At 70.8% G+C, this 21,242-nt stretch carries 18 protein-coding genes, 2 pseudogenes and 1 riboswitch; of the genes and pseudogenes, 1 reads left to right on the top strand and 19 read right to left on the bottom strand.

What is annotated here, in order from left to right; translation table 11 throughout:
- Positions 1–30 precede the first annotated feature (30 nt).
- Together IE277_RS23950 and IE277_RS23955 are read right to left on the bottom strand one after the other, a co-directional pair.
- Positions 31–768 carry a class I SAM-dependent methyltransferase gene (locus IE277_RS23950; RefSeq protein WP_229881935.1) on the bottom strand — a complete coding sequence of 246 codons (738 nt, stop codon included), beginning with the start codon at positions 766–768 and terminating at the stop codon, positions 31–33.
- Between the two features lie 1,317 nt (positions 769–2,085).
- Entirely contained in the window at positions 2,086–2,472 is a 387-nt protein-coding gene (locus IE277_RS23955) for an ArsR/SmtB family transcription factor (RefSeq protein ID WP_189955708.1), read from the bottom strand.
- A 78-nt stretch (positions 2,473–2,550) separates the two neighbouring features.
- Positions 2,551–2,741, top strand: a riboswitch (cobalamin riboswitch).
- Positions 2,742–2,768: 27 nt separating this feature from the next.
- Here IE277_RS23955 and nicT point away from each other — a divergent pair.
- Complete coding sequence (gene nicT / locus IE277_RS23960) at positions 2,769–3,878, top strand: Nickel transporter NicT (protein WP_189955710.1); 1,110 nt, start codon at positions 2,769–2,771, stop codon at positions 3,876–3,878.
- Positions 3,879–3,915: 37 nt separating this feature from the next.
- Here the strand turns inward: nicT and IE277_RS23965 are convergent, their stop codons facing one another.
- From IE277_RS23965 to IE277_RS24045, 17 genes and pseudogenes are all read right to left on the bottom strand, one after another.
- Positions 3,916–4,875, bottom strand: coding sequence for an L-tyrosine/L-tryptophan isonitrile synthase family protein (locus IE277_RS23965; protein WP_189955712.1), 960 nt, complete (start codon positions 4,873–4,875; stop codon positions 3,916–3,918).
- 150 nt (positions 4,876–5,025) lie between these two features.
- Positions 5,026–6,288, bottom strand: coding sequence for a cytochrome P450 family protein (locus IE277_RS23970; RefSeq protein ID WP_189955714.1), 1,263 nt, complete (start codon positions 6,286–6,288; stop codon positions 5,026–5,028).
- Positions 6,289–6,299: 11 nt separating this feature from the next.
- Positions 6,300–8,126 (bottom strand): asparagine synthase (glutamine-hydrolyzing), encoded by a 1,827-nt coding sequence (asnB, locus tag IE277_RS23975; RefSeq protein ID WP_189955716.1) that lies wholly within the window; start codon positions 8,124–8,126, stop codon positions 6,300–6,302.
- A 17-nt stretch (positions 8,127–8,143) separates the two neighbouring features.
- On the bottom strand, positions 8,144–9,559 hold the full coding sequence (locus tag IE277_RS23980; RefSeq protein ID WP_189955718.1) for an MFS transporter: 1,416 nt from the start codon (positions 9,557–9,559) through the stop codon (positions 8,144–8,146).
- Between the two features lie 131 nt (positions 9,560–9,690).
- On the bottom strand, positions 9,691–9,870 hold the full coding sequence (locus tag IE277_RS23985; RefSeq protein ID WP_189955720.1) for a hypothetical protein: 180 nt from the start codon (positions 9,868–9,870) through the stop codon (positions 9,691–9,693).
- Between the two features lie 130 nt (positions 9,871–10,000).
- Positions 10,001–10,819 carry an ABC transporter ATP-binding protein gene (locus tag IE277_RS23990; RefSeq protein WP_189955722.1) on the bottom strand — a complete coding sequence of 273 codons (819 nt, stop codon included), beginning with the start codon at positions 10,817–10,819 and terminating at the stop codon, positions 10,001–10,003.
- A complete protein-coding gene (locus IE277_RS23995; RefSeq protein ID WP_189955894.1) occupies positions 10,816–11,874 on the bottom strand; it encodes a FecCD family ABC transporter permease in 1,059 nt (352 codons plus the stop codon). Before IE277_RS23995 ends, IE277_RS23990 begins: the two co-directional genes overlap by 4 nt.
- Before the next feature lie 17 nt (positions 11,875–11,891).
- Entirely contained in the window at positions 11,892–12,971 is a 1,080-nt protein-coding gene (locus IE277_RS24000) for an ABC transporter substrate-binding protein (RefSeq protein ID WP_229881936.1), read from the bottom strand.
- A 183-nt stretch (positions 12,972–13,154) separates the two neighbouring features.
- Positions 13,155–13,781 carry a sigma-70 family RNA polymerase sigma factor gene (locus IE277_RS24005; protein WP_189955724.1) on the bottom strand — a complete coding sequence of 209 codons (627 nt, stop codon included), beginning with the start codon at positions 13,779–13,781 and terminating at the stop codon, positions 13,155–13,157.
- A 179-nt stretch (positions 13,782–13,960) separates the two neighbouring features.
- Entirely contained in the window at positions 13,961–14,632 is a 672-nt protein-coding gene (locus IE277_RS24010; RefSeq protein ID WP_189955726.1) for a hypothetical protein, read from the bottom strand.
- Between the two features lie 170 nt (positions 14,633–14,802).
- A complete protein-coding gene (locus IE277_RS24015) occupies positions 14,803–15,324 on the bottom strand; it encodes a copper chaperone PCu(A)C (protein ID WP_189955728.1) in 522 nt (173 codons plus the stop codon).
- On the bottom strand, positions 15,321–17,597 hold the full coding sequence (locus tag IE277_RS24020) for a heavy metal translocating P-type ATPase (protein ID WP_189955730.1): 2,277 nt from the start codon (positions 17,595–17,597) through the stop codon (positions 15,321–15,323). The genes IE277_RS24015 and IE277_RS24020 overlap by 4 nt, the downstream gene beginning before the upstream one ends.
- A complete protein-coding gene (locus IE277_RS24025) occupies positions 17,597–17,842 on the bottom strand; it encodes a hypothetical protein (RefSeq protein ID WP_189955731.1) in 246 nt (81 codons plus the stop codon). The genes IE277_RS24020 and IE277_RS24025 overlap by 1 nt, the downstream gene beginning before the upstream one ends.
- 190 nt (positions 17,843–18,032) lie before the next feature.
- Positions 18,033–18,712, bottom strand: a pseudogene (locus tag IE277_RS24030) (YcnI family protein).
- 306 nt (positions 18,713–19,018) lie between these two features.
- A pseudogene (locus IE277_RS24035) lies at positions 19,019–19,255 on the bottom strand (ArsR/SmtB family transcription factor); the annotation flags it as partial.
- On the bottom strand, positions 19,252–19,569 hold the full coding sequence (locus tag IE277_RS24040; RefSeq protein WP_189955733.1) for an SRPBCC family protein: 318 nt from the start codon (positions 19,567–19,569) through the stop codon (positions 19,252–19,254). The pseudogene IE277_RS24035 and the gene IE277_RS24040, both read right to left, overlap by 4 nt.
- 330 nt (positions 19,570–19,899) lie before the next feature.
- Complete coding sequence (locus tag IE277_RS24045) at positions 19,900–21,228, bottom strand: class I SAM-dependent RNA methyltransferase (RefSeq protein ID WP_189955735.1); 1,329 nt, start codon at positions 21,226–21,228, stop codon at positions 19,900–19,902.
- Positions 21,229–21,242 lie beyond the last annotated feature (14 nt).

The following is a 21,242-nucleotide window of genomic DNA, read 5'->3' on the forward strand; positions in this document are numbered from 1 at the left end:
TTCCCGGACCGCCGCGGCGGTCCGGGACCGTCAGACCCTGGCTTCGATATAAATCGACTCGTCCCGCCGGTCCGCGCGGTCGTGATCCGCCATTTCGGGGACGGAGCTGTCCTGGTATTCGCGCACTTCGATCCCTTCGGCATCGAAACCGGAGGCCGTCAGAGCATATCGGAGTTCAGCCTCGTCGTAGATCCATCGATGGCCCCAGAGGTAGAATATCTGGTTCATCATGAAAGCCTTGCGTTTCGGCATGGGGGGACGTGCGCCCATCGTGTGCATTTCCTCGCGGTGAGTGGCGTAGAAATCTCCCCCCAGATAGCCGTTCACATATTTCCCGAGATCGGGTGTGGTAAGGCGAAGGATTCCTCCAGGGGCCAGGACGCGTCGGACTTCCCTGAGCCAGCGAATGCCGTCCGGCAGCGTCAGGTGTTCGATCATGTGCTCGGAGTAGGCCCAGTCGAAACAGCCGTCTTCCAGCGGGAAGGGCTTCGAGGCGTCCATTTCCAGGTAGTACAGCCGGTTGTCGATACGCGAGACGCAATCGGGTCGGCTCACGGCGGTGTCGGACTCGGCACGGAACATGTCCGTGTTCAGGAATGCCGGAGCAAGCCGCCATGAACAACCGAACTGGATACCTCGGATGCCAAGTCCGGAAAGCTGCTCTCGGGTGAAGCGGGAGCTTTCGAGAACCCCTTCCAGATGCTCGCAGCGCAGCGGTGCAGGAGTTTCCGGTTCTGCTTCGCGCCAATCCCACGTGTAAGCGTCCATGCGGCGATCATACATAGCGGTCGCAGATTTCGATATGCGCCGGAGTGATTTAGCTCGAGAAACGGCTGCGGGAACAATGTCCGGTTTTCTTCAGCAACAGCGACAGGTCGGCGGCTCGCGTTCCGAGCGCTCCCCACCGGACTCGTCCAGTGCCGCGTCATCGGCCCCGGACGTCGAAGAAGCTCAGGCAGCCCTCGCAGTCAGGAAGCGCTTGAGCGCGTCGAGCCAAGCGGTGTTGCCGTTACCGTGCGGGCCCCCTCCCCACAGGACGACGGCATTGGTGGCCTTGCTGCAGGCTTGGAGCTCGTACGACCACAGCACTGGAGGCACATACCGCCCGGATCCCGGTCGGTCTCGGTACTGAGGTCACAGGAACGGGTACACGGGTTTGCCAGGGGGCGATCTGCTTCGCCTCGGCGCGAGCCTGGTCGAGCCGGTGCTGCCAGCCGGCCTCGCTGTCCGTCGAGCTGGTGTGGAGACCGGGAAGGAAGACATCCTCGTGCGCCGCGAGGGCGCGGCCCAACGGGTAGTACCTGCGGCTGATGTTGCCGAGCAGGTCCCAGAAGCCGATCTGCTTGTGCGGGGCGGCTTCACGCGTCCACGTCAGCAAGGTCGACAGTTTCCGGAAGCGGCGCCTGGCCACCTCCGGTTTGCCCGCCACTTTGCGTTGGTTGCCAGCGCCTCACACCGACCCCACCCCGCGCACCGACGTCCGACCGCCCTCAAGCCGCAGGGTTTGAGCGGGCCAAGGTCGCCCCGTCCAAGGGCGACGGGCGGCAGGCGCAGGAACACAGCGCGCTCCACTCCATGGTGATCCGGAAACAGGTCGAACGAAGTGTCATGTCCGGAGTAACGGCAGGTCAGGAGCCCGCCCGGGAGAATGCGGACGACAGGCCAGTGTGCGTTACGGGCGATGCGGGCGCTACGTGCGCACGTCTGACGGGCGTCAGTGCGGTCCGCCTGGCCATCCGCCACGCGTCTGCAGGCTTTCGGGGCTGACGCCCACCGATGTCTCGCACCACAGCCCCACGAAAGGCAGAATCGTCCTACTGGCCTCACGCGCGACCACACACCTCGACAACGTCGTGTTACGAGCTCTACACCGAGAGGCGGTTGGCCAATTCGCGGCGCAGGCAGCGAATGGTCCGGCCGGAAAGTCTCCTCCACCAGATCGGAGAAGAAGTCGTCCTCGATCGACGTAGCCCGATGGACAGCGGCTTCCTCGCCTACGCGCAGCTCGAGGCGAGACCACCCGGCCCGGAACGTGAGGGAAACAGCGAACCGGTCGGTCGAATCAGAGAGCCGCAGTTCCTCGCCTCATCCTGCGCCGGTTGCTTCTCCTGCCGGTTCTGCCACGGACGCGCAGTGGGTCAGCAATGCGGAGATGAGGCCGTCGATGACTCGGTAGCGTACGATCCGGCCGTCCTTCTCGCCTTGTACGACGCCTGCTGCCCGCAGCAGGCGCAGGGCCTGGGACACGGCGGTGTCCCGCATCCCGGTGGCGACGGCTAGGTCGGAGACAGCGATGGGGCCCGCCTCGTGGAGGGCCAGCAGCAGGGACAGGCGCCCGGGATCGGAGAGCAGGGAGAAGCGGTCGGCCCAGGCCCGTACTCGCTCGGGCTCGCCGACTGCGGCGATGGCGTCGCAGACCCGGTGGCCGTCGATGGTCCGCTGTCCGGCACGTTCCGCGGGGACGAGATGCATGTACGCATCATCGCAGTCGCCGACTCGGGCCTCGATATCTGCTCAGTTGTGCAGCCTTGCAGGTTCAACCTTCGGCCTTCTAGGGTGAGCGGGCCGTGGTGTTCGGGAAGACCGGTGACAGCCCCTCAGGGGCTCAGTCCGGAGCGGCCCTCGCCACTGTGATCGGGGAGTTCCCGCCTCATGCATTGCCACTGGCCTCGCGGCCGGGAAGGCAGGGGCGGGCGCGGTGACCCGTCAGCCAGGAGACCGGCCACGGCAGCACGAAGCTGATCCACGAGGTGCTGGAGCGTGACCGTATGACCCTGTCCTCAGGTGTGCCTGAAACCGCCGCCGCCCCGTCGTTCCGCTGGCGGCGCGAGGACACCGTCCGAACCGCCGGCCTGCTGGCCGTGATCGTCGCCCTGCACGTGGTCGCCTTCGGGATCCTCTTCCTGCTCGTCACGCCGCATCACTACGAGGTCGGCTCCAAGGCGTTCGGGGTCGGCCTGGGCATCACGGCGTACACCCTCGGGATGCGGCACGCATTCGACGCCGATCACATCGCCGCGATCGACAACACCACCCGCAAGCTGATGGCCGATGGCAAGCGGCCGGTGTCGGTGGGGTTCTGGTTCGCGCTCGGGCACTCCAGTGTGGTGGTCGCCATGGCCGCGCTGGTCGCCGGCGGGGCGAAGCTCGCCGGGACCCTGATGAACGACGGCTCGCGCACCCACCAGGTCCTCGGCACGGTGGGTACTACGGTCTCCGGCAGCTTCCTGTACCTCATCGCCGCCCTCAACCTCGTGGCGCTGTTCGGCATCGCCCGCGTCTTCAGGGCGATGCGGGCCGGACAGTACGACGAGGCCGAGCTGGAGGCCCACCTCGACTCACGTGGTTTCATGAACCGCCTCCTGGGCCGGCTCACCAAGTCCATCCGCCGGCCCGGCCAGATGTTCCCGCTCGGCTTCCTCTTCGGCATCGGCTTCGACACCACGACCGAGGTGCTTCTCCTCGCCCTGGCCGGCAACGGCGCCGCCGCGGGCCTGCCCTGGTACGCGATCCTGTGCCTGCCCCTGCTCTTCGCCGCCGGTATGAGCCTGTTCGACACCCTCGACGGCACGTTCATGAACTTCGCCTACCAGTGGGCGTTCTCCAACCCCGTCCGCAAGGTGTTCTACAACCTCACCATCACCGGCCTGTCCATCGCGGTGGCCTTCTTCGTCGGCACGATCGAGCTGGTCGGGGTGCTGCACGACAAGTTCGGCCTGAGCGACGGGATCTCCGACTGGATCGCGGGCCTGAACCTCGACAACGTCGGCTACGTCATCGTCGGCCTGTTCGTGGTCGTCTGGGCCGTGGCCATCGCGTACTGGCGCCTGGCCAAGGTCGAAGAGCGCTGGAGCGCCCGCACCGCGGACAGCGGCTGACAGCACGCCGTACTGCCGTTACTTCGCCGTGGAAGGATCACCGGCAAGCCGCCCGGCTCTGGTCGAAGTGACTGTCCTTGCCGCCTTGCCGGACCAGTCGACCCGTCCGGGCGGCTTCGGCCCGGGGCATGAGGGCCCAGGTCCCGTCGGTGCGGCGCAGGGCGGCGGAGTGCCAGGGGGTCGTCCAGGCGTCCGGGGCGTCGAGGAGGCGGATGCCGAATTTCGGGGCGCCGATGGGCTGGGGGTGGATGGAGAGGCGTACGGCGCGGGGGTGCTGTTCGGCGATCAGGTCGCCCCAGGCGCGGCTGCGCTGGATGACGCCGTAGGCCCGTTGCCTGCAGGCGCGTTGGAGGGCGGAGCGGGTGCCGGTCCAGTCGGCGGTGTCCTCGACGAGGAAGCGGGTGATGCCCCGGTAGAGGGCGAGGGCCTGGCTGTCGGATCGGATCTCGGCACGGAGGGCCTCCAGGGTGGGGGCGTAGCGCTCGTGGACGTGGCTGCGTTTCGCGTCGTGCGGGAGGTCGCCGAGGACGTCGCGCAGGTCGAAGACGGACAGTCTGTGCAGGCCCATCCGGCCTATCTGTGTGCGTAGGTCGTCGGCATAGGCGTCGATGTGGTCGTCGGGGACGCCGATGAGGTCGCCGAAGACGTGGCCGTCGGAGCAGATGATCACGCGGGCGCCGGGCGGATAGATCCGTTCAATCTTGGTGCACAGGGTGTTCAGGAAAGTCAGGGAGAGGCGTTCGCCCTGGTCGGGGAGGTGGCCGAGGACCTTGGCCGGGTTGGGGGACTTGCAGGGGAAGCCGGGCAGCGTGAAGACGATGGGGGCGCCGTCGCGTACGAATGCGTCGATGCGGCGCAGCTGATGCGGGAACGCTTGCGCGGGAACGCGAACGGGAGCGGGGACGGGGTCGGTCGTGCGGTGGTGGGGCAGGAGCAGGTTCAGGATTTCGGTGCCGATGCGGGTGGGAAGGGTGTCCGGCGCGGTCGTCAGGGGCATGTCGCCTCTCCTGGAGAACGAGGAAGTACGAGGGCACGTCGACATGGCGCCGTGGCGAGAGTGGAAGCCAAGCGCCTTGGGTCGGTGGGCGTGGGTCAGCCGGGGCCGGGTCGGCTGGTGTGGTCCGACCCGGTCAGCGGTACGTCGGTGTCAGAGGCGTCGGTCGTAGCCGACGGTGAGGTGGTTGGTGCCGCGGCCGAGGACGGCCGGGATCCACTCGATGTCCTCGTCTCTGGCGGTCAGATGGAGGCCGGGCAGGCGGGCGAGGAGGGTGCCGAGGGCGACCTGGAGTTCGGCACGGGCGAGGGCGGCGCCGGGGCAGAAGTGGATGCCGTGGCCGAAAGCGAGGTGGGGGTTGGGCGAGCGGTCGAAGTCCAGGGTGTCCGGGGCGGGGAAGCGGCGCGGGTCGCGGTTGGCCGCGCACAGGGAGACGATCACCGAGTCGCCGCCGGGGACGCGCGTGCCGTGCAGGTCGCTGTCCTGGTCGAAGAAGCGCCAGGTGGTGAGTTCGAAGGCGCTGTCGTAGCGCAGGAGTTCCTCGACGGCGCTGGGCAGCAGGTCCGGGTCGTCGCGCAGGCGGGCGAGCTGGTCCGGGTGGCGGAAGAGGGCGATCAGGGCGGTGGTGATCTGGTTGGTGACCGGCTCCTGGCCCGCGACGAGGAGCTGGAAGATCATCGAGTCCAGCTCTTCCTGCGACAGTTCGCGGCGGTCACGGGCCACGACGAGGCGGCTGAGCAGGTCGTCGTCCCAGTGCTCTCGCTTGTGGCACACGACATCCGAGATGTAGCTCTGCAGGCCGTGCAGGCGTGCCTCGTAGAGGGGGCGTCCGGGGTCGGTGGGGCCGACCGGCTGGACGACCTTGCCCCAGTCGCGGTCGAAGCGGGCTGCCAGTTCCTGTGGGAGGCCGATGACTTCGGCGAGGACCTGGAAGGGGAAGTGGGCGGCGAAGCCGGTGACGAGGTCCGCGGGGCCGTGCTCCGGCAGTGCGTCGACGAGGGTGTCGGCCAGTTCCTGGAAGCGGGGGCGGAGCTGCTCGATGCGGCGCGGGGTGAAGGCGTCCGTCACGAAGCGGCGCATCCGGGTGTGCTCGGGCGGGTCCTGGTGGAGGAGGTGGACCTGGAGCTGGGAGTGCTGCGGCTCGGGCATGATCGAGGCGCGGGCGCGCCAGCGGTCGTTGCCTCGGTCGTGGTTCTTGCCGAGGCGATCGTCGTTCAGCGCGGCGTGGGCGGCGTCGTAGCCGGTGACGAGCCAGGCTCGGACGCCGCTGGGGAAGAGGACCCGGTGGACAGGGCCGGTCTCGCGCATCTGCTCGTACAGGGGGTAGGGGTTGCTCTTGTACGGGCAGCCCATCAGCGGCACCGGGTCGGGCAAGGTGTCCGGGTCTGCGGCCGGCTGGTGTTCCTGGAGGGTCATGGGGAGGCTCCTCAGAGGGCGAGTTCGGGCCGGTAGTGGTCCAGCCAGAGGGCGAGGTCGACGACGCGTTCGAGGCGCAGGCGGTGGCCCCACTCCAGTCGTTCGGGCGGGGTGTCGAGACAGGGCTTGATGCGGGTCTCGTCGGCGAGGGCGCGGACCTGTTCGGTGGCGAGGGCGTCGCGGGCCAGCTGCTGCAGGCCGCGGTTGTAGTCGGGGTGGTGGGTGGCCGGGTAGTGGTTCTTGGGGCGGTACAGGACCGAGTCCGGAGCGAGGCCGGCGCCCATCGCGCGCAGGAGGCTCTTCTCGCGGCCGTCGAAGTTCTTCAGCGCCCAGGGGGTGGTGAAGGCGTACTCGACGAGCCGGTGGTCGCAGTACGGGACGCGGACCTCCAGGCCCTGGGCCATGCTGAGGCGGTCCTTGCGGTGGAGGAGCTGGCGCAGCCAGCGGGTCAGGGACAGGTGCTGCATCTCGCGTTGGCGGTGCTCGGCGGGGGTCTCGCCGTCGAGATGCGGTACGGCGGCCAGGGCGGCGCGGTAGGTGTCGTCGCGGAACTCGCTGATGCGCAGGTCGAGTTCGGGGTTGAGAGGCATGGCGGCCTCGTCGCCCGTCACCAGCAGCCACGGGAAGGTTTCTGCGGCCAGGGCCTTCGGGTTGTGGAACCAGGGGTAGCCGCCGAAGACCTCGTCGGCCGCCTCGCCGGAGAGGGCGACGGTGGAGTGCCGGCGGATCTCGCCGAACAGCAGGTACAGCGAGGTGTCCATGTCGCCGACACCGATGGGCGAGTCCCTGGCCACGACGACTGCCTTGCGGTGCTCCGGATCGAGCAGGGCGCGCGGGTCGAGGACGACGGTGCTGTGGTCGGTACCGATGAAGGCGCCGGCTTCGATGGCGTACGGGGTGTCGTGGCCGGTGCGCAGGACGTCGCCGGTGAACTGTTCCGCCTGGTCGCTGTAGTCGACGGCGTAGGAGCGGATCCGGGCGTCCGGGCCTTCGCGCAGGCGGAGTTCGTCGGCGAGCAGGGCGGTCAGGACGGTGGAGTCGATGCCGCCGGAGAGCAGGCTGCACAGCGGGACGTCCGCTTCGAGCTGGCTGCGGGCCGCGGCACCGACCAGGGCGCGGATCCGCTCGATGGCCGCGTCCTGGTCGTCGGTGTGGTCGGCGGCTTCCAGCTGCCAGTAGCGGCGTTCGCGGATGCCGGCCCGGTCCAGGACGAGCACCCCGCCCGGCTCGACCTCCCGGATCCCGGACCACACCGTCGGACCGGTGTTGAACAGCAGGCTGTACGCCTCCCGCAGCCCGTCCGCGTCCACCCGCGGCCGGATCTCCGGGTGGGCGAACAGCGCCTTCGGTTCGGAGGCGAAGGCGAGGCCGCCGTCGACAGCGGCCCAGAACAGGGGCTTCACCCCGAGCCGGTCGCGGACCAGGAGCAGCCGCTGGGCGCGCTCGTCCCAGACGGCGAAGGCGAACATGCCCTCCAGGTGCTCGGCCACCGCCTCTCCCCACTCGGTGTACGCGCGCAGCACGACCTCGGTGTCACTGCGCGTGTGGAAGACATGGCCCCGGGAGTGCAGTTCGGTACGCAGCTCGTGGTGGTTGTAGACCTCGCCGCTGTACGTGAGCACGAGGTCCGGCTGGTCGGGCCGGTCGGTCATCGGCTGTACGCCGCCTTGGAGGTCGATGACGGCCAGTCGGCGGTGGCCGATCGCGGCCCGCTCGCCGAGCCAGACGCCGTCGGCGTCGGGGCCGCGCGGGGCGAGGGTGGCGGTCATGGCCTCGATGACCGGGGCCTGGGTACGGGCGTCGCTGTGGAAGGACGCCCAGCCGGTGATTCCGCACATGGGAGACGACTCCTCGGTCAGGGGTGGTGGGCGGCGGGAGCCGCGTCGGTTGACATCTCTCGCACGGGCGCCGACCTGCGTCCTTGCAGTGCGAGCAGGGGTACGGCGATACAGGCGGCGACTGCCGCCAGGGTCAGCCCGGCCGTCACGCCGTCGTCGCCTCCGGCCAGGCCCCAGGCCGCAGTGGCCAGGGCCGGGCCGAGGGTGAAGCCGAGGCTGCGGGCCAGCTGTACGGAGGAGCCCACGGTCGCCGTGCGGTCCGGTGGGGCGGCGCCCATGACGAGGGCCTGGGTGGGGCCGCCGTTCAGGCCCATGCCGAGGCCGGCCAGCGCCAGCCGCCAGGCCACACCCACCGGTGACCAATCGCCCCCCAGCGGAACAAGGAGGAGCAGACCGGCGGCGGTGAGGGCGGCACCGATGACCGCCACCGGCCGGGCCCCAGACCGATCGGCGAGGCGACCGCCAACCGGACCGGCCAGCCCCATGCCGAGCGGGAAGGCGAGCACGGTCAGCCCGGTCGTGGTGGCGCTGACACCGTCGTCGCGCTGGAGGTGCAGGGCGACGACGTAGTGCATCGCCGCGAACCCGACCGCCAGCGCCAGCACCGCCGTATGCGCCCGGAACAGCCCCGCCGCCCGCAGTACGCCGACCAGCGGACGGCCGCCGGGCCCCCTCAGCCACCACCACAACGGCGGTACGGCGGCGAGCGCGAGCACCAGCCACCCGCGGCTTCGCGACGCCAGGGTCAGCGCCAGCAGCACGGCGGCCACCCCGGAACCCACCAGCACGGCATCCGCCGCCGACCGCCGGTCGGGCAGGCGCAGGTCCCCGTCCCGCGGCATCGCCCTCCACGCCACGACCAGGGCGAGCAGACAGAAGGGGATCTTGACCAGGAAGACGGCGCGCCAGCCCAGGTGGTCCAGCAGCAGTCCGCCCACCGCCGGGCCGGTCACCGCGCCCAGCGGGCCCAGCGTCGCGGGCACGCTCATGGCCCGCCCGCGCAGTTGCGGCCGTACCGAACGCAGGGCGAGAACCGGCATCAGCACGAAGAGCACGGCCCCGAACGCGCCCTGGGCGAGGCGGGCGGCGATCAGCCAGGACGCCCAGGGTGCGGCAGCCGCCAGCGCGCTGCACAGACCGAAGCCCGCGGTCGCGACCAGCAGGGCGGAGCGCATCCCGACCCCGTCCAGCCACCGGCCGACAGGCAACAGCAAAGCCACCACGGGCAGTTGATAACCCAGGACCGCCCACTGGGCGGTCGCGGCGGAGACGTGCAGACCGTCGGCGATGTCCGCCAGGGCCACGTTGACGATGTTCATGTCGAGCATCGCCACGAACGACAGCAGGCCGGCCACGGCAACGAGCAGCCAGCGGTCGTCACCGCCGACGGGTATGCGGCCGGGCTGTTCCGAACCGGGACTGTGGCGTGTCACCGTTGCCGCCCCTCACGGTCGTGGGTGGGCTGCCGGACGGCAGCCTCGTCCCACAAGTCGGACGGGATCGCACACTAGTTCCCGGGCGCGTCCGAAAATCATGGCGGGCAGGCTGAAACTGCCCGCGCCGATCAGTCGCGGCCGCCGCCGCGTGGTGCCTTGCCCGACACGGCCGACTCCATCAACAGGTACAGCAACGCGCAGAGGATCAGCCCGGCGGCACAGCCGACAGCCGCACCGAACGCTCCATCGACGACGGAGCCCAGCCGGCCGTACCCGGCGACAAGAACGGCCGCAGTGGCCGCGAGCAACGGCCAGGCTCCCCCGTTGATCCGCGCATCCGTACGCCACGCCAAAGTCGAGTCCGCATCCAGGAGTTGTGCCATGGACCAGAAGCAGTACAACGTCAGGGGAATGAGCTGCGAGCACTGCGCGGCGCGTTCATCCCTGGGTTGGTGACTCCATCGGCACTGCCGTCGGTGCCTCGTCCGCCGGCGTCCGGTGGTCGAAGGCGATGAGCGGGTCACCGGTCAGGGGATGGTCGACCACCGCCGCTCGCACCCCGAACACCTCCGCCATCAGCGCGGGCGTGAGGACTTCCCGCGGCGTCCCGGAGGCGACGACCGCTCCCCCGTGCAGGACGTGGAGGCGGTCGCACACGGAGGCGGCGGCGTTGAGGTCGTGCAGCGACACCAGGGTCGTACGGCGCTGGGCGCGCAGGAGGGCGAGCAGATCGACCTGGTGACGGATGTCGAGGTGGTTGGTCGGCTCGTCCAGCACCAGGATGTCCGGCTTCTGGGCGAACGCCCTTGCCAGCAGGACGCGTTGGCGTTCACCACCGGAGAGGGCCGTGAAGCGGCGACCGGCCTGTTCCGCCATGCCGACGTCGGTGAGTGCCTGCGCGACGATGTCCCGGTCGGCGCCGTCCTCCCCGGCGAAGGCCCGCTTGTAGGGCGTACGGCCCATGGCGACGACCTCGCGGACAGTCAGTTCGAAGTCGCTCCCGCGCTCCTGCGGCAGGGCCGCCACGTGCCGAGCCGACTGGAGCGCGGTCATCTGACGGAGGTCGGTGCCGGCGAGCAGGACCCGCCCGGCGGTGGGCTTGAGGTGCCGGTAGACGGTGCGCAGGAGTGTGGACTTGCCGCTGCCGTTCGGGCCGACCAGGCCGGTGATCTCGCCCTCGGCCGCGACGAGATGGGCACCCGCGACGACCGTGCGGCCCGCGTAGGCGACGGACAGGTCTTCAATCTCGATCCTCAACTACCGCTCCCCAGACGCCGGTCCAGCAGATACAGCAGGGCCGGAGCCCCCAGCAGCGAGGTCACGACGCCCACCGGCAGCTCCTGCGTGTCCATCGCCGTACGGCACACGATGTCGACCACCACCAGCAGCAGGGCGCCGAAGAGGGCGGAGACCGGCAGGAGGCGTCGGTGGTCGCCGCCGACGACCAGGCGGCAGGCGTGCGGCACCATCAGCGCGACGAACGCGATCGCGCCGGAGACGGCCACCAGGACACCGGTCAGCACGCTGGTCACGGTGAACAGCTCGCGGCGCAGCCGGGTGACGTCGATGCCGAGTCCGGCGGCCGTCTCGTCGCCCATCAGCAGGGCGTTCAGGCCCCGGGCGCGCGCCTGCAGCCACAGCAGCGCGACGGGCACGGCGACGGCGGGCACCGCGAGCAGCTCCCAGGTCGCTCCGCTCAGGCTGCCCATGAGCCAGAACAGGACGCTGTGGGTCTGCTGCTCGTCGCCGGCCTGCAGCACCAGGTAGCTGGTGAACCCGGAGAGGAACTGGCCGATCGCGACCCCGGCCAGCACCAGCCGCAGCGGCGCGAAGCCTCCGCCACGCCGGGCCACCGCCCACACCAGCGCGAACGTCGCCAGCGCGCCGGCAAAAGCCGCCCCGGACAACCCCAGTCCCAGTGCCCCGCCCGCGCCGAGGCCGAGGACGATCGCGGCGACCGCGCCGAGGGAGGCGCCGTTGGAGATGCCCAGCAGGTAGGGGTCGGCCAGCGGGTTGCGCACCAGCGCCTGTACGGCCGTACCGACGACACCGAGTCCCGCGCCGACGAGGGCGGCGAGCAGGGCACGCGGGACACGGAGCTGCCAGATGATGAGGTCGTCCGTGCCGGGGCGTGGCGCCTCACCGGACAGCCGCCGCCACACCACGCTCCAGACCTCGCCGGGCGCGATGGACGTCGAACCCCAGGCCACGGCCGCCGTCAGCGCGGCCACCAGCGCCACGGCCAGAACCGCCGCCAGCGGACCGGCGGGCAGGCTGCCGCGCTCCTCCGCAGCTGCGGCTTTCCGGCGCATCAGGGTGAAGGCCACGATCAGGCGACCTTGCCCGGGTAGAGGGTCCTGGCGATCTCCTCGACCGTGTCGGCGTTATCGACTCCGGCGATGGTGGTCTGCTCGGAACCGATGCGCAGGTAGTGGCCTTCCTCGACCGCCTTAAGGCCCTTGGTGGCGGGGTTGGACTTCAGCCATTGCTCGGCCTCGTCGAACGCCTTCTTGTCGGCCGCCTCGCTGCCGCGGTTGCGGACGCCGAGCTGGATCCAGTCGGGGTTCTTGGCGATGACGTCCTCCCAGCCGACCTGCTTGTAGTCGCCGTCGCAGTCGGCGAAGACGTTGCGGGCGCCGGCCAGGGTGATCACGGCGTTGGCGACCTGGCGGTTGCAGGTGACACTGGGCTGCTTGGTACCGGCGTCGTAGTCGAAGAAGAAGTACGTCGGCCGCTTGCTCTCCGCCGTGCCGCCGACCGCCTTCTGGACGGCGGCCACCTTCTCCTTCATGCCGGCGACGAGTTTCTGTGCCTGAGCGCTCGTGCCCGTGACCGCGCCGAGGGAGGTGATGTCGGCCTCGACAGCGGACAGGTCGGTCACCGGCCTCTTGCTCTGGGCGGCGCAGGCGGTGGACTTCAGGTAGATGTGCTTGATCCCGGCCGCCTGGAACTCCTCCGCCGTCGGCGCGTCGCCCATCCCTCCGCCGCCCATGCTTCCCATGGAGGCGAAGGTGTCGATGTAGAGGTCGGCGCCGGAGCCGAGCAGCTTCTCCTTCGGGATCACGGTCTGGCCGAGCACCTTGACCTTCTGCGCCTGTGCGTCGAGCGCGCCGGGCAGCGTGCCCTTGCCGGGCGGGAAGCCGGTGCCGATCACCTGGTCGCCGACGCCGAGGCGCAGCAGCAGCTCCAGGCTGGAGGCGTTGCTGGTGACGATCCTTTTCGGGGCGCTGGAGAAGGTGGTCTTGGCGCCCGTGCAGTCGGTGACGGACACCGGGTAGCCGCCGGACGCCGCCTTCCCGGCCTGCTTCGCGTTCCCGTCCGCCGTGTCCTTCCCCCCGCCGCCGCAGCCCGCCACCAGCAGGCCGCCCATGACGACGGCCGCGGTTCCGCCCCACACACGAGAACGCATCGAACAACTCCCGGATCCACTCGGTACACAGGCGAGCATTCGCCACCCGCTCCAGTAGTCGGAGCGAAGGTGCCCCGAGTTCCCGGCCAGTTGGCAATCCGGCTCAGGTGAACCGCTCCCGGTACTCCGGTGGCGAGGGTGCCGGTGCCGTTCTTCCAGCCGGCACCGGCACCCTCCTGGCACTCAGGCCGCCAGCGCGGCGGGCTGGTCCGCTTCGTCCAACAGGTCCATCAGCGTCGCGCGGGCGCGAGCCACGCGGGAGCGGACCGTGCCGATCGGGCAGTCGCTCACCTCGGCGGCCTCCGCATAGGGCAGGCCGAGCAGCTGCGTGAGGGTGAACGCTTCCCGACGGTCGTCGGGCAGCGAGGCCAGCAGATCGAGCAGGGCGATGCCGTCGTCGAAGCCGGGCAGGTCGCACGGCTGGGCCAGTTCGGCGGCCAGTTGCCAGTCCGGTACGTGCGACAGCCGGGGGCGGGCGGCAGCGTACCGGTAGCTGTCGATCACCGCGCGGCGGGCGATGGACAGCAGCCAGGCCCGCGCCGAGGAACGCCCCTCGAAGCGGTGCAGGCTGCCGAGCGCGCGCAGGAACGTGTCCTGCGCCAGATCGTCCACCGCCTGGGGATCGCCGCACAGATGGGCGACATAGCGCTGGACGTCCCGGTGCAGGGCGCCCACGAACTGCTCGACCGCGACCGCGTCACCGCCCCGGGCTGCCAGCGCCCATGCGGTGATCGATTCGTCGAGCGCCGCCGACTTGTCGCCCGCTCGGCCGCCTTCGGCGCGCGGGGTGGGCAGGGCAGAGGTCATCACCTGGTGTCCTTCTCGGGTCAACCGTGATCCGGACCAGGGCACGCCGAAGCGCGCGGTCCGGTGAAAGTGGGAGAGACGGCCCTACGGCATCGCTGCGGCGCTACAGCGCCTGTGCGGTCGTACGGCCGTGGCCCGAGGCGCACACCGGCAGCCGGTCAGCCTCGGGAAACCAGCTGTCTTCAGACGACAGCCGTCCCCACGGGCGGACCCCGAGATGTGATCGCGTGGACGAGAAGGAGGAGACGCGGCGCCCGGTCCGGGCGGCGGCGCCGCAGGTGGACGCGCGGGCGGTCCGGGGTGGCGGGCAGGGCGAGCAGCAACCGCAGCGGCGCCGCCAGCCACCCGGCCGTCGCCCGCAGGATCCGGAAGGCGGCCTTCTCGCCGTAGGCCAGCCACAGGCCGCACAGCACCGCGGCGAGCAGGTGGGCGGCGAGCATGCCGAACGACGACGAACCGCCGTCCATGGAGTGCCCCATGTGATCCATGGGGCTCATGCCCGTGTGGCCCCTATGCATGGCGCCCGTTTCCATGGAGCCCATGCCCATGGAGCCCATGCCGCCCATGTCCATGGAGGCCGAGCCGCCTGACGTGCCGGACGCCGACTGGGCGTAGGAGAACGCCTCGTGGAGCACGGTCTGGGCGGCGACCACCACCGTCACGATCAACGGCAGCCCGCGCTCACGCCCCGCCAGGCACCAGCCCACGGCCCCGGTCACGGCCCCGCCGGCGGCCAGCGCCCACGCGGGCACATCAGCGCCGGACATCAGGACGTGGCCCAGGGCAGCGAGCAGCACGCACATGGCCGCGAACACCGCGGCCCGTATCGCGCGAGCACACCACCCTGCTGTCATGGCGCCTCATCCTCGCATCCGGGCTTCGGTCGTCATGCGTGGGTACGGACATCCACGGGGGACCGTACTCAATCCGCAAGGTGTGATCCAGCCCACGACAACTGACTGGAACTCGACGACACTCTGCCCCGACGTCCAGGAGAGAATCCCTGTGCCCTCAGGGCGGGCGATCATGGATCGCTGTCGCTCGGGTGGCTCACGACAGCGATCGTCTCGACCGGCGCGCTGCGCTCGAAGTGCAGCGTGAACGGCACGAGGTCACCCGCCCGCCAGTCGGCCTCGGCCTGCAGCGTCACGTCCACACCGCGTGGCGACATGGACAACTCGCCGCCCGCGGGGACGGTGGCCGAGGTCACGTCGGCCTTGTAGGCGGCCCGGCCGCCCAGCATGCGGTGCCCGCTGAGGGTGATCCGGCCGCGCGTGGCGGTGGACGTCACGTTCACCAGCCGGTCGTCCGCGCCACCGACGTTGGCGATGTCGAAGAGCGCCGCGGTGTCCGTGCTGTCCCCGTACGGCAGCAGGACCCGCCCGTTCGAGACGGTGATCCGGGCCGGGCTGCCCGCCCTCCCGGCCCCGGTCCAGGTCGTCAGCCCGCCCAGGGCGAGGCTGCACGCGGCCACGGGCGCGAGCGCGGCGAGGAGGGTGTCGGTCAGCCGGCGGCGCGTGGGTCGCCAGAGGTTCCGCTCGGTCATCGGGTTCGCCTCCGGGCGGGAGCGGGCGAGGGCTGCCAGGCGCGCAGCCGCAGGCTGTTGCCCACGACCAGCAGCGAACTCACCGACATCGCCGCCGCGGCGAGCATCGGATTGAGCAGGCCGACCATGGCCAGCGGCACGGTCACGACGTTGTAACCGAAGGCCCAGACGAGGTTGGCCCGGATCGTGCCCAGCGTGCGCCGGGCGAGCCGGACCGCGTCCGCCAACGCGTCGATGTCCCCGCGTACCAGCGTCACGTCGGCGGCCCCGATGGCCACGTCCGTGCCGCTGCCCATGGCGATGCCCAGGTCGGCTCCGGCCAGGGCTGCGGCGTCGTTCACTCCGTCGCCGATGACCGCGACACGGTAACCCTGCTCCTGCAGGTCCCGTACGAGGGCGGCCTTGGTCTCTGGTGTGCAGCGGGCGTGCACCTCGTCGATGCCCAGGGCTGCGGCCACGGCCTGCGCGGGTGCCTCACGGTCACCGGTGGCGAGCACCGGCCGCACGCCGAGGCGCCGCAGCCGGTCCACGGCCCGGTAGCTTCCGGGCCGTACGACGTCCCCGACCTCGATCAGGGCGTCGGCCACACCGTCCACCCGGACCAGGACGGGCGTGTGGGCGGCGGCCTCGGCCACCCGCAGCGCGTCTGCCAGGGCGGCGGGCAACTCGTCGTCCGGAGCCAGGACTTCCACCAGCCGGCCCTCGATCCGGCCGCGCACGCCCCGCCCCGGCAGGGCGGCGAACTCGCTCACCTCCGGCACGGGCCCCTCGGGGAGTTCCCGCCGGGCGTATGCGGCGATCGCCCGGCCAAGGGGATGCTCCGAGCCGTGCTCGACAGCACCGGCCAGCCGCACCAGCGCCTCCTCGCCCAGTCCGTCGGGTACGGCCGTGACCCGGGCGACGGTCATGTGACCGGAGGTGAGCGTGCCGGTCTTGTCCAGGACGACCGTGTCGAGGTGCTGGAGCCCCTCCAGAGTCTGGGGTCCGCTGACGAGGACGCCCAGTTGGGCACCACGGCCGGTGGCGGCCATCAGCGCGGTCGGCGTGGCCAGGCCGAGCGCGCACGGGCAGGCCACGACGAGGACGGCCACGCACGCGGTGACGGCGGCCTGCGGGTCGGCTCCGGCACCGAGCCAGAAGCCGAGGCAGGTGACGGCCAGCGCGAGCACCACGGGCACGAACACCCCGGCCACCGTGTCCGCCAGCCTCTGCGCCCGCGCCTTGCCGGCCTGGGCCTCGGTCACCAGCCGGGTGATCCGGGCGAGCTGGGTGTCGGCACCGACGGCCGTGGCTTCGACCAGCAGCAGCCCGCCGGCGTTGACGGCGCCGCCGACCACCGCCGAACCCGGCCCGACCTCGACCGGCTCACTCTCCCCGGTGACCAAGGACAGATCGACGGCCGAACTCCCCTCCACCACCTGCCCGTCAGTGGCCACCCGCTCCCCCGGCCGTACGACGAAGACCTGCCCCGCCCTCAACCGCTCCACAGGAACATGCCGTTCCTCGTTGCCTACGCGGATCGTCACTTCCTTGGCGGCGAGTTGGGCCAGCGACCTGAGCACCGCCCCGGTCCCGCGCCGGGCTCGGGCCTCCAGGAAGCGCCCCGCCAGGACGAACAGCGGGACACCGACGGCCGCTTCGAGATAGAGATGCGCCGCGCCGTCCGAAGCCGAGGGCACCAAAGTGAACGGCATCCGCATACCGGGCTCTCCGGCACCGCCGAGGAAGAGCGCGTACGCAGACCAGGAGAACGACGCCACCACACCCAGCGACACCAGGGTGTCCATGGTCGCCGCCGCATGCCGCAGCCCACGCGCCGCACGCGCATGGAAGGGCAACGCGCCCCACACGGCGACCGGCGCGGCCAGCGCGAAGCACAGCCACTGCCAGTTGCGGAACTGCAGCGCGGGCACCATCGACAGCACGAGCACCGGCAGCGCGAGCAGCGCGGTGGTCAGCAGCCGATCCCGCTCCTGGCGAGCGTCCTCGGATGCGCCCGCGTCCTTGCCCTCGCGCGTCTCGGGCGGCTCGGGCGGCTCGGGCAGGGCAGCCGTGTAGCCGGCCTTCTCGACGGCGGCGACGAGTTCCTCGGGGCTGATCCGCGGCGGGTGGCTCACACGCGCCCGCCCGGTGGCCAGATTGACCGTCGCCGTCACCCCGTCCAGCTTGCCGAGCTTCTTCTCGACGCGCCTCACACAGGCCGCGCAGGTCATCCCGCCGACCGTCAGGTCGGTCGTCAGCGACTCGGCGGCGGCCACCGGTTCTCCGCTCATCAGTGGCCACCCCCGTGCATGTCCCCCATGTCATCCGTGCCACCACCCCCGCCGGGATCGCCGTCACCCCGGCTCGTGCCGGTGCCGTGCATGCCGGGCGCGACGGGCCCTGCGGCGGCACCGACGACGTACGACACCGTGAACATCAGCGCCAGCAGGAGAAGGAATCCGCACAGGGCGGGCGGAGGCACCAGCTTCCGCAACACCGCACCCGCGCCGGAGGGGATTTGCCGGGACTCGTCCATCAACCGCGTCTCCAGATCACGTCGCACGGCGTCGGTCGGATCGCGCCGTACTGCATCAGGAGTCGGGGCCGCCGGGGGTCGAGTTCCGGAACAACGTTGTGGTCCGCGTCACGTAAGGGACAACTGTGCCCGAGGCCCGCAGCGACGGAATGCCGCCCTGCCGACGGCTACCGTCGGCAGGGCCGGTGCGCTACTCTGCCCGGGATCCGGCGGAACGGCCGCGCACGACGGCAAAACCCGCCGCTGCCAGGCCCAGCACGCCGACGACCAGCCCGGCGATGCCGAGCCCGCGGGCGGTCGAGTCGCTGGCCGAGGCGGTCGACTTGACGCTCTCGGAGCCCTTCGAACCCGCCGCCGAGGCGGTCGAAGCACCAGCGCCGTCCCCCGCGCCCTTGGCGGTGAGCTTGAGCACGGGTGCCGGGTTCTCCGGCTGCTGGCCGCCCTGTGTCTCCTCGATCCAGCGGACGATCTTGCCGTCGGAGTACGTCTGAAGGGTCTTGAAGGTCAGCTGGCCGGTGTCGTCGGGCAGCTGACCGAAGGCGACGTTGAAGTCTTCGTACTGCCCGGGTGCGATCTTCCCGCCGCTGAAGGTGATCTCCGAGACGGCGTCGGTGATAGTGCCGTCGTCCGTCTTGACAGGGGTCTTGAGCTTGGTGTTGGTGACCTTGGCGGTCCAGCCGTCCTGCGGGTGGACGAGGACGCCGAGGACGGGGTGGTCGGTGGGCAGAAAGACTGGACCTGGGTGGTGGAGGCGTTGTCCTCCTCGTTGGGGACGCGGAAGGTCAGGACGCCGTCGGTGGCGCCCTTGGCGTAGCTGTCGGGGTGGACGGTGACGTGCGCGGAGGCGACGCCCGCAGCAGCGGGGGTCAGATCGCGTACGACATCCCCATCGGCGGCCCCCGCCGGTGAACGGCGTACCTCAGCCGTACCTGCCGCAACTCGACGCCGCACCGGGCACGCAGACGCCCAATGGGACGCGCCGGGTCGGTGAGACTCGGCGCCGTAGCCGCCAGCAGGTGAGCAATTTCGACGCCGGAGCCGTCGGAGTTCTGCTGTCAGACCATGCCCCTGCGACCGAGTAGCCCCCTCTGCCAGATCCTTGATCGCGTCGAGGCGGTGTTCCCGCTGGGTGGCGAGGGTGTCCATCCACCGCGTTGTCCGCCTCAGTGGTTGAAGGTCGGCTTCGTAGCGGACCTCTCGTCCGGCCCGGTGGGCGCGTACCAGTCCGGCGCGGTCGAGGACTGCCAGGTGTTCGGCCACCGCCTGGCGGGTGATGGGGAGGCTTGCCGCCAGGGACGTCGAGGTCGCGGCGCCTTCGCGGGCAAGGACGGCCAGGACTTCTCGGCGGATCGGGTCGGCCAGGGCCACCAGGACGTCATCGGGGGCCTGTTCGCCCTCGGTGGTGCGGGTCATACCGTGGTCTGTTCGCAGTCCGCGCCCAGTTGGTCGAGCTTGCCGGGCCGGTTCCGGCTGTTGGCGCGGTGCCGGTCGGTGGCCTCGTCGGTGGGCAGTCCGAGGTGCGCGAAGCCGCTTTCGACCATGGTGAGGCGGGTGCCTCCTATGGAGTCGTCTTCGGTCACGGTGAACTCGACCAGAGCGGCGTTGGAGTCGTCCGGCTCCTCGCCAGCGGCTCCTTGGGGCCACTGCCAGGACAGGACGCGCGGCGGCTCGACCGTCTGGATACGGGCGGGAATGACGCCGCCGAGGAAAGCGGGCTCGCTCAGCACGGACCAGACCCGTTCTCTGGAGGCATTGATCAGGATGGCGCGTTCGAACGGCGCTGCTTGGGTCCCGCCAAGCTTCGAGCACTCACTGCTCATTCCGTCAGGAGTTCCAAGTGTCCGCCGCACGCACCTCCCCGCCACCACGCCTGAGCCTCAGAAGTCCACGGTCGTGCAGGGCATGGGCCGACCGCCAGTCGCCCGGTTCCCAGGCCGCGGGATCTTCACCAGCCGCGAACCGTTCGAGAAGCGCGCGTTGCCGATGGTTCAGAGCGGACCACCGATGCACGAACACCAGCCCACACCGCACATCATGTGCACGCACAAAATCGCAGGTCAGGAGCCCTTAGCCACCGGCTCAAGGATGGCAACACACTCCACATGATGCGTCATAGGAAACAGATCGAACGCCCGAAGCGTCCGCACCCGGTACCCGCCCTCCCTGAAGTACCCCAAGTCCCTGGCCAGCGCAGCGGGATCGCAGGCGACGTAGGCGATGCGGCGGGCGTTCAGGGAGGTGAGGTGGGTGACGGTCTGGCGGCCGGCGCCGGCGCGGGGTGGGTCGAGGACGATCAGGTCGACCTCCGTGATGCCCGTCCGTGGCAGCACCGACTCGACCTTGCCCTGCTCGATGCGGACCCGCGGGAAGTCGGCGAGGTTGTGCCGCGCGTCCTCGACCGCGCGCTTGCCGGACTCGATGCCGAGGACCGCGCCCTTCTCGCCGAGGCGGTCGGCCAGGGCGCCGGCGAAGAGGCCGACACCGCAGTAGAGGTCCAGGGCCATCTCGCCCTTGCGCGGGAGCAGGCCCTGCATGACCGCCGTCACCAGGGTGTCGGCCGCCTTCGGGTGGACCTGCCAGAAGCCGCCGTTTCCGACGCGGTGGGTGCGCCCGTCGGCGCGTTCGCGGACGAACGGGCGGCCGTGGACGCGGTGGATGCCGCCGTCCTTCTCGTCGACCCGGAGGACGGAGACCGGCTTGTCCAGTTCCACCAGCGGGAGGCGGGCGCCGGGTCGCGGTGTCAGGATCACCTGGCGGTCCTGGGAGCCCGTCGCCGCGATCGCCTCGACCGACTCCATGCCGGTCCAGTCGCGCCGCTCGATGCCCAGCTCGCTGACGCCCTCCGCCGCGATCATGCAGTGGTCGATCCGCTCGATCTCGTGCGAGCGGTGGCGGCGCAGGCCCGCGTGGCCCTCCGCGTCGACGGCGTACTGGACCCGGGTACGCCACTGCGGGACCTCGCCCGCGGGCAGCTTGTCGCCCTCGGCCGGCATGACCGTGCCGTCCCAGCCGGCCTCCTCGGGGGTGAGGCCCGCGAGCCGTTCCAGCTGTTCGGCGATCACCTCGCCCTTGAGGCGGCGCTGGGCGCCCGGCTTGGCGTGCTGCCAGTCGCAGCCGCCGCAGCGGCCGGGGCCGGCGAAGGGGCAGGGGGCCTCGACGCGGTCCTTGGAAGCCTCCAGGATCCGTACGGCATCCGCGCGCAGGAAGCGGGCGCCCTCCTCGCCGTCCGTCACCCGGGCCACCACCCGCTCCCCCGGCAGCGCGTGCCGGACGAACAGCACCTGGCCCTCGGCGGTGCGGGCGATGCAGTGGCCGCCGTGGGCGACGGGGCCGATCTCGACCTCGTGCTCCTCGCCCACCAGAGACTTCGTCGGTTCTGTCTGCATGGCGGGGTGACTCC

Source organism: Streptomyces alanosinicus, from assembly GCF_014650595.1.
GTDB classification, from domain to species: Bacteria; Actinomycetota; Actinomycetes; order Streptomycetales; family Streptomycetaceae; genus Streptomyces; species Streptomyces alanosinicus.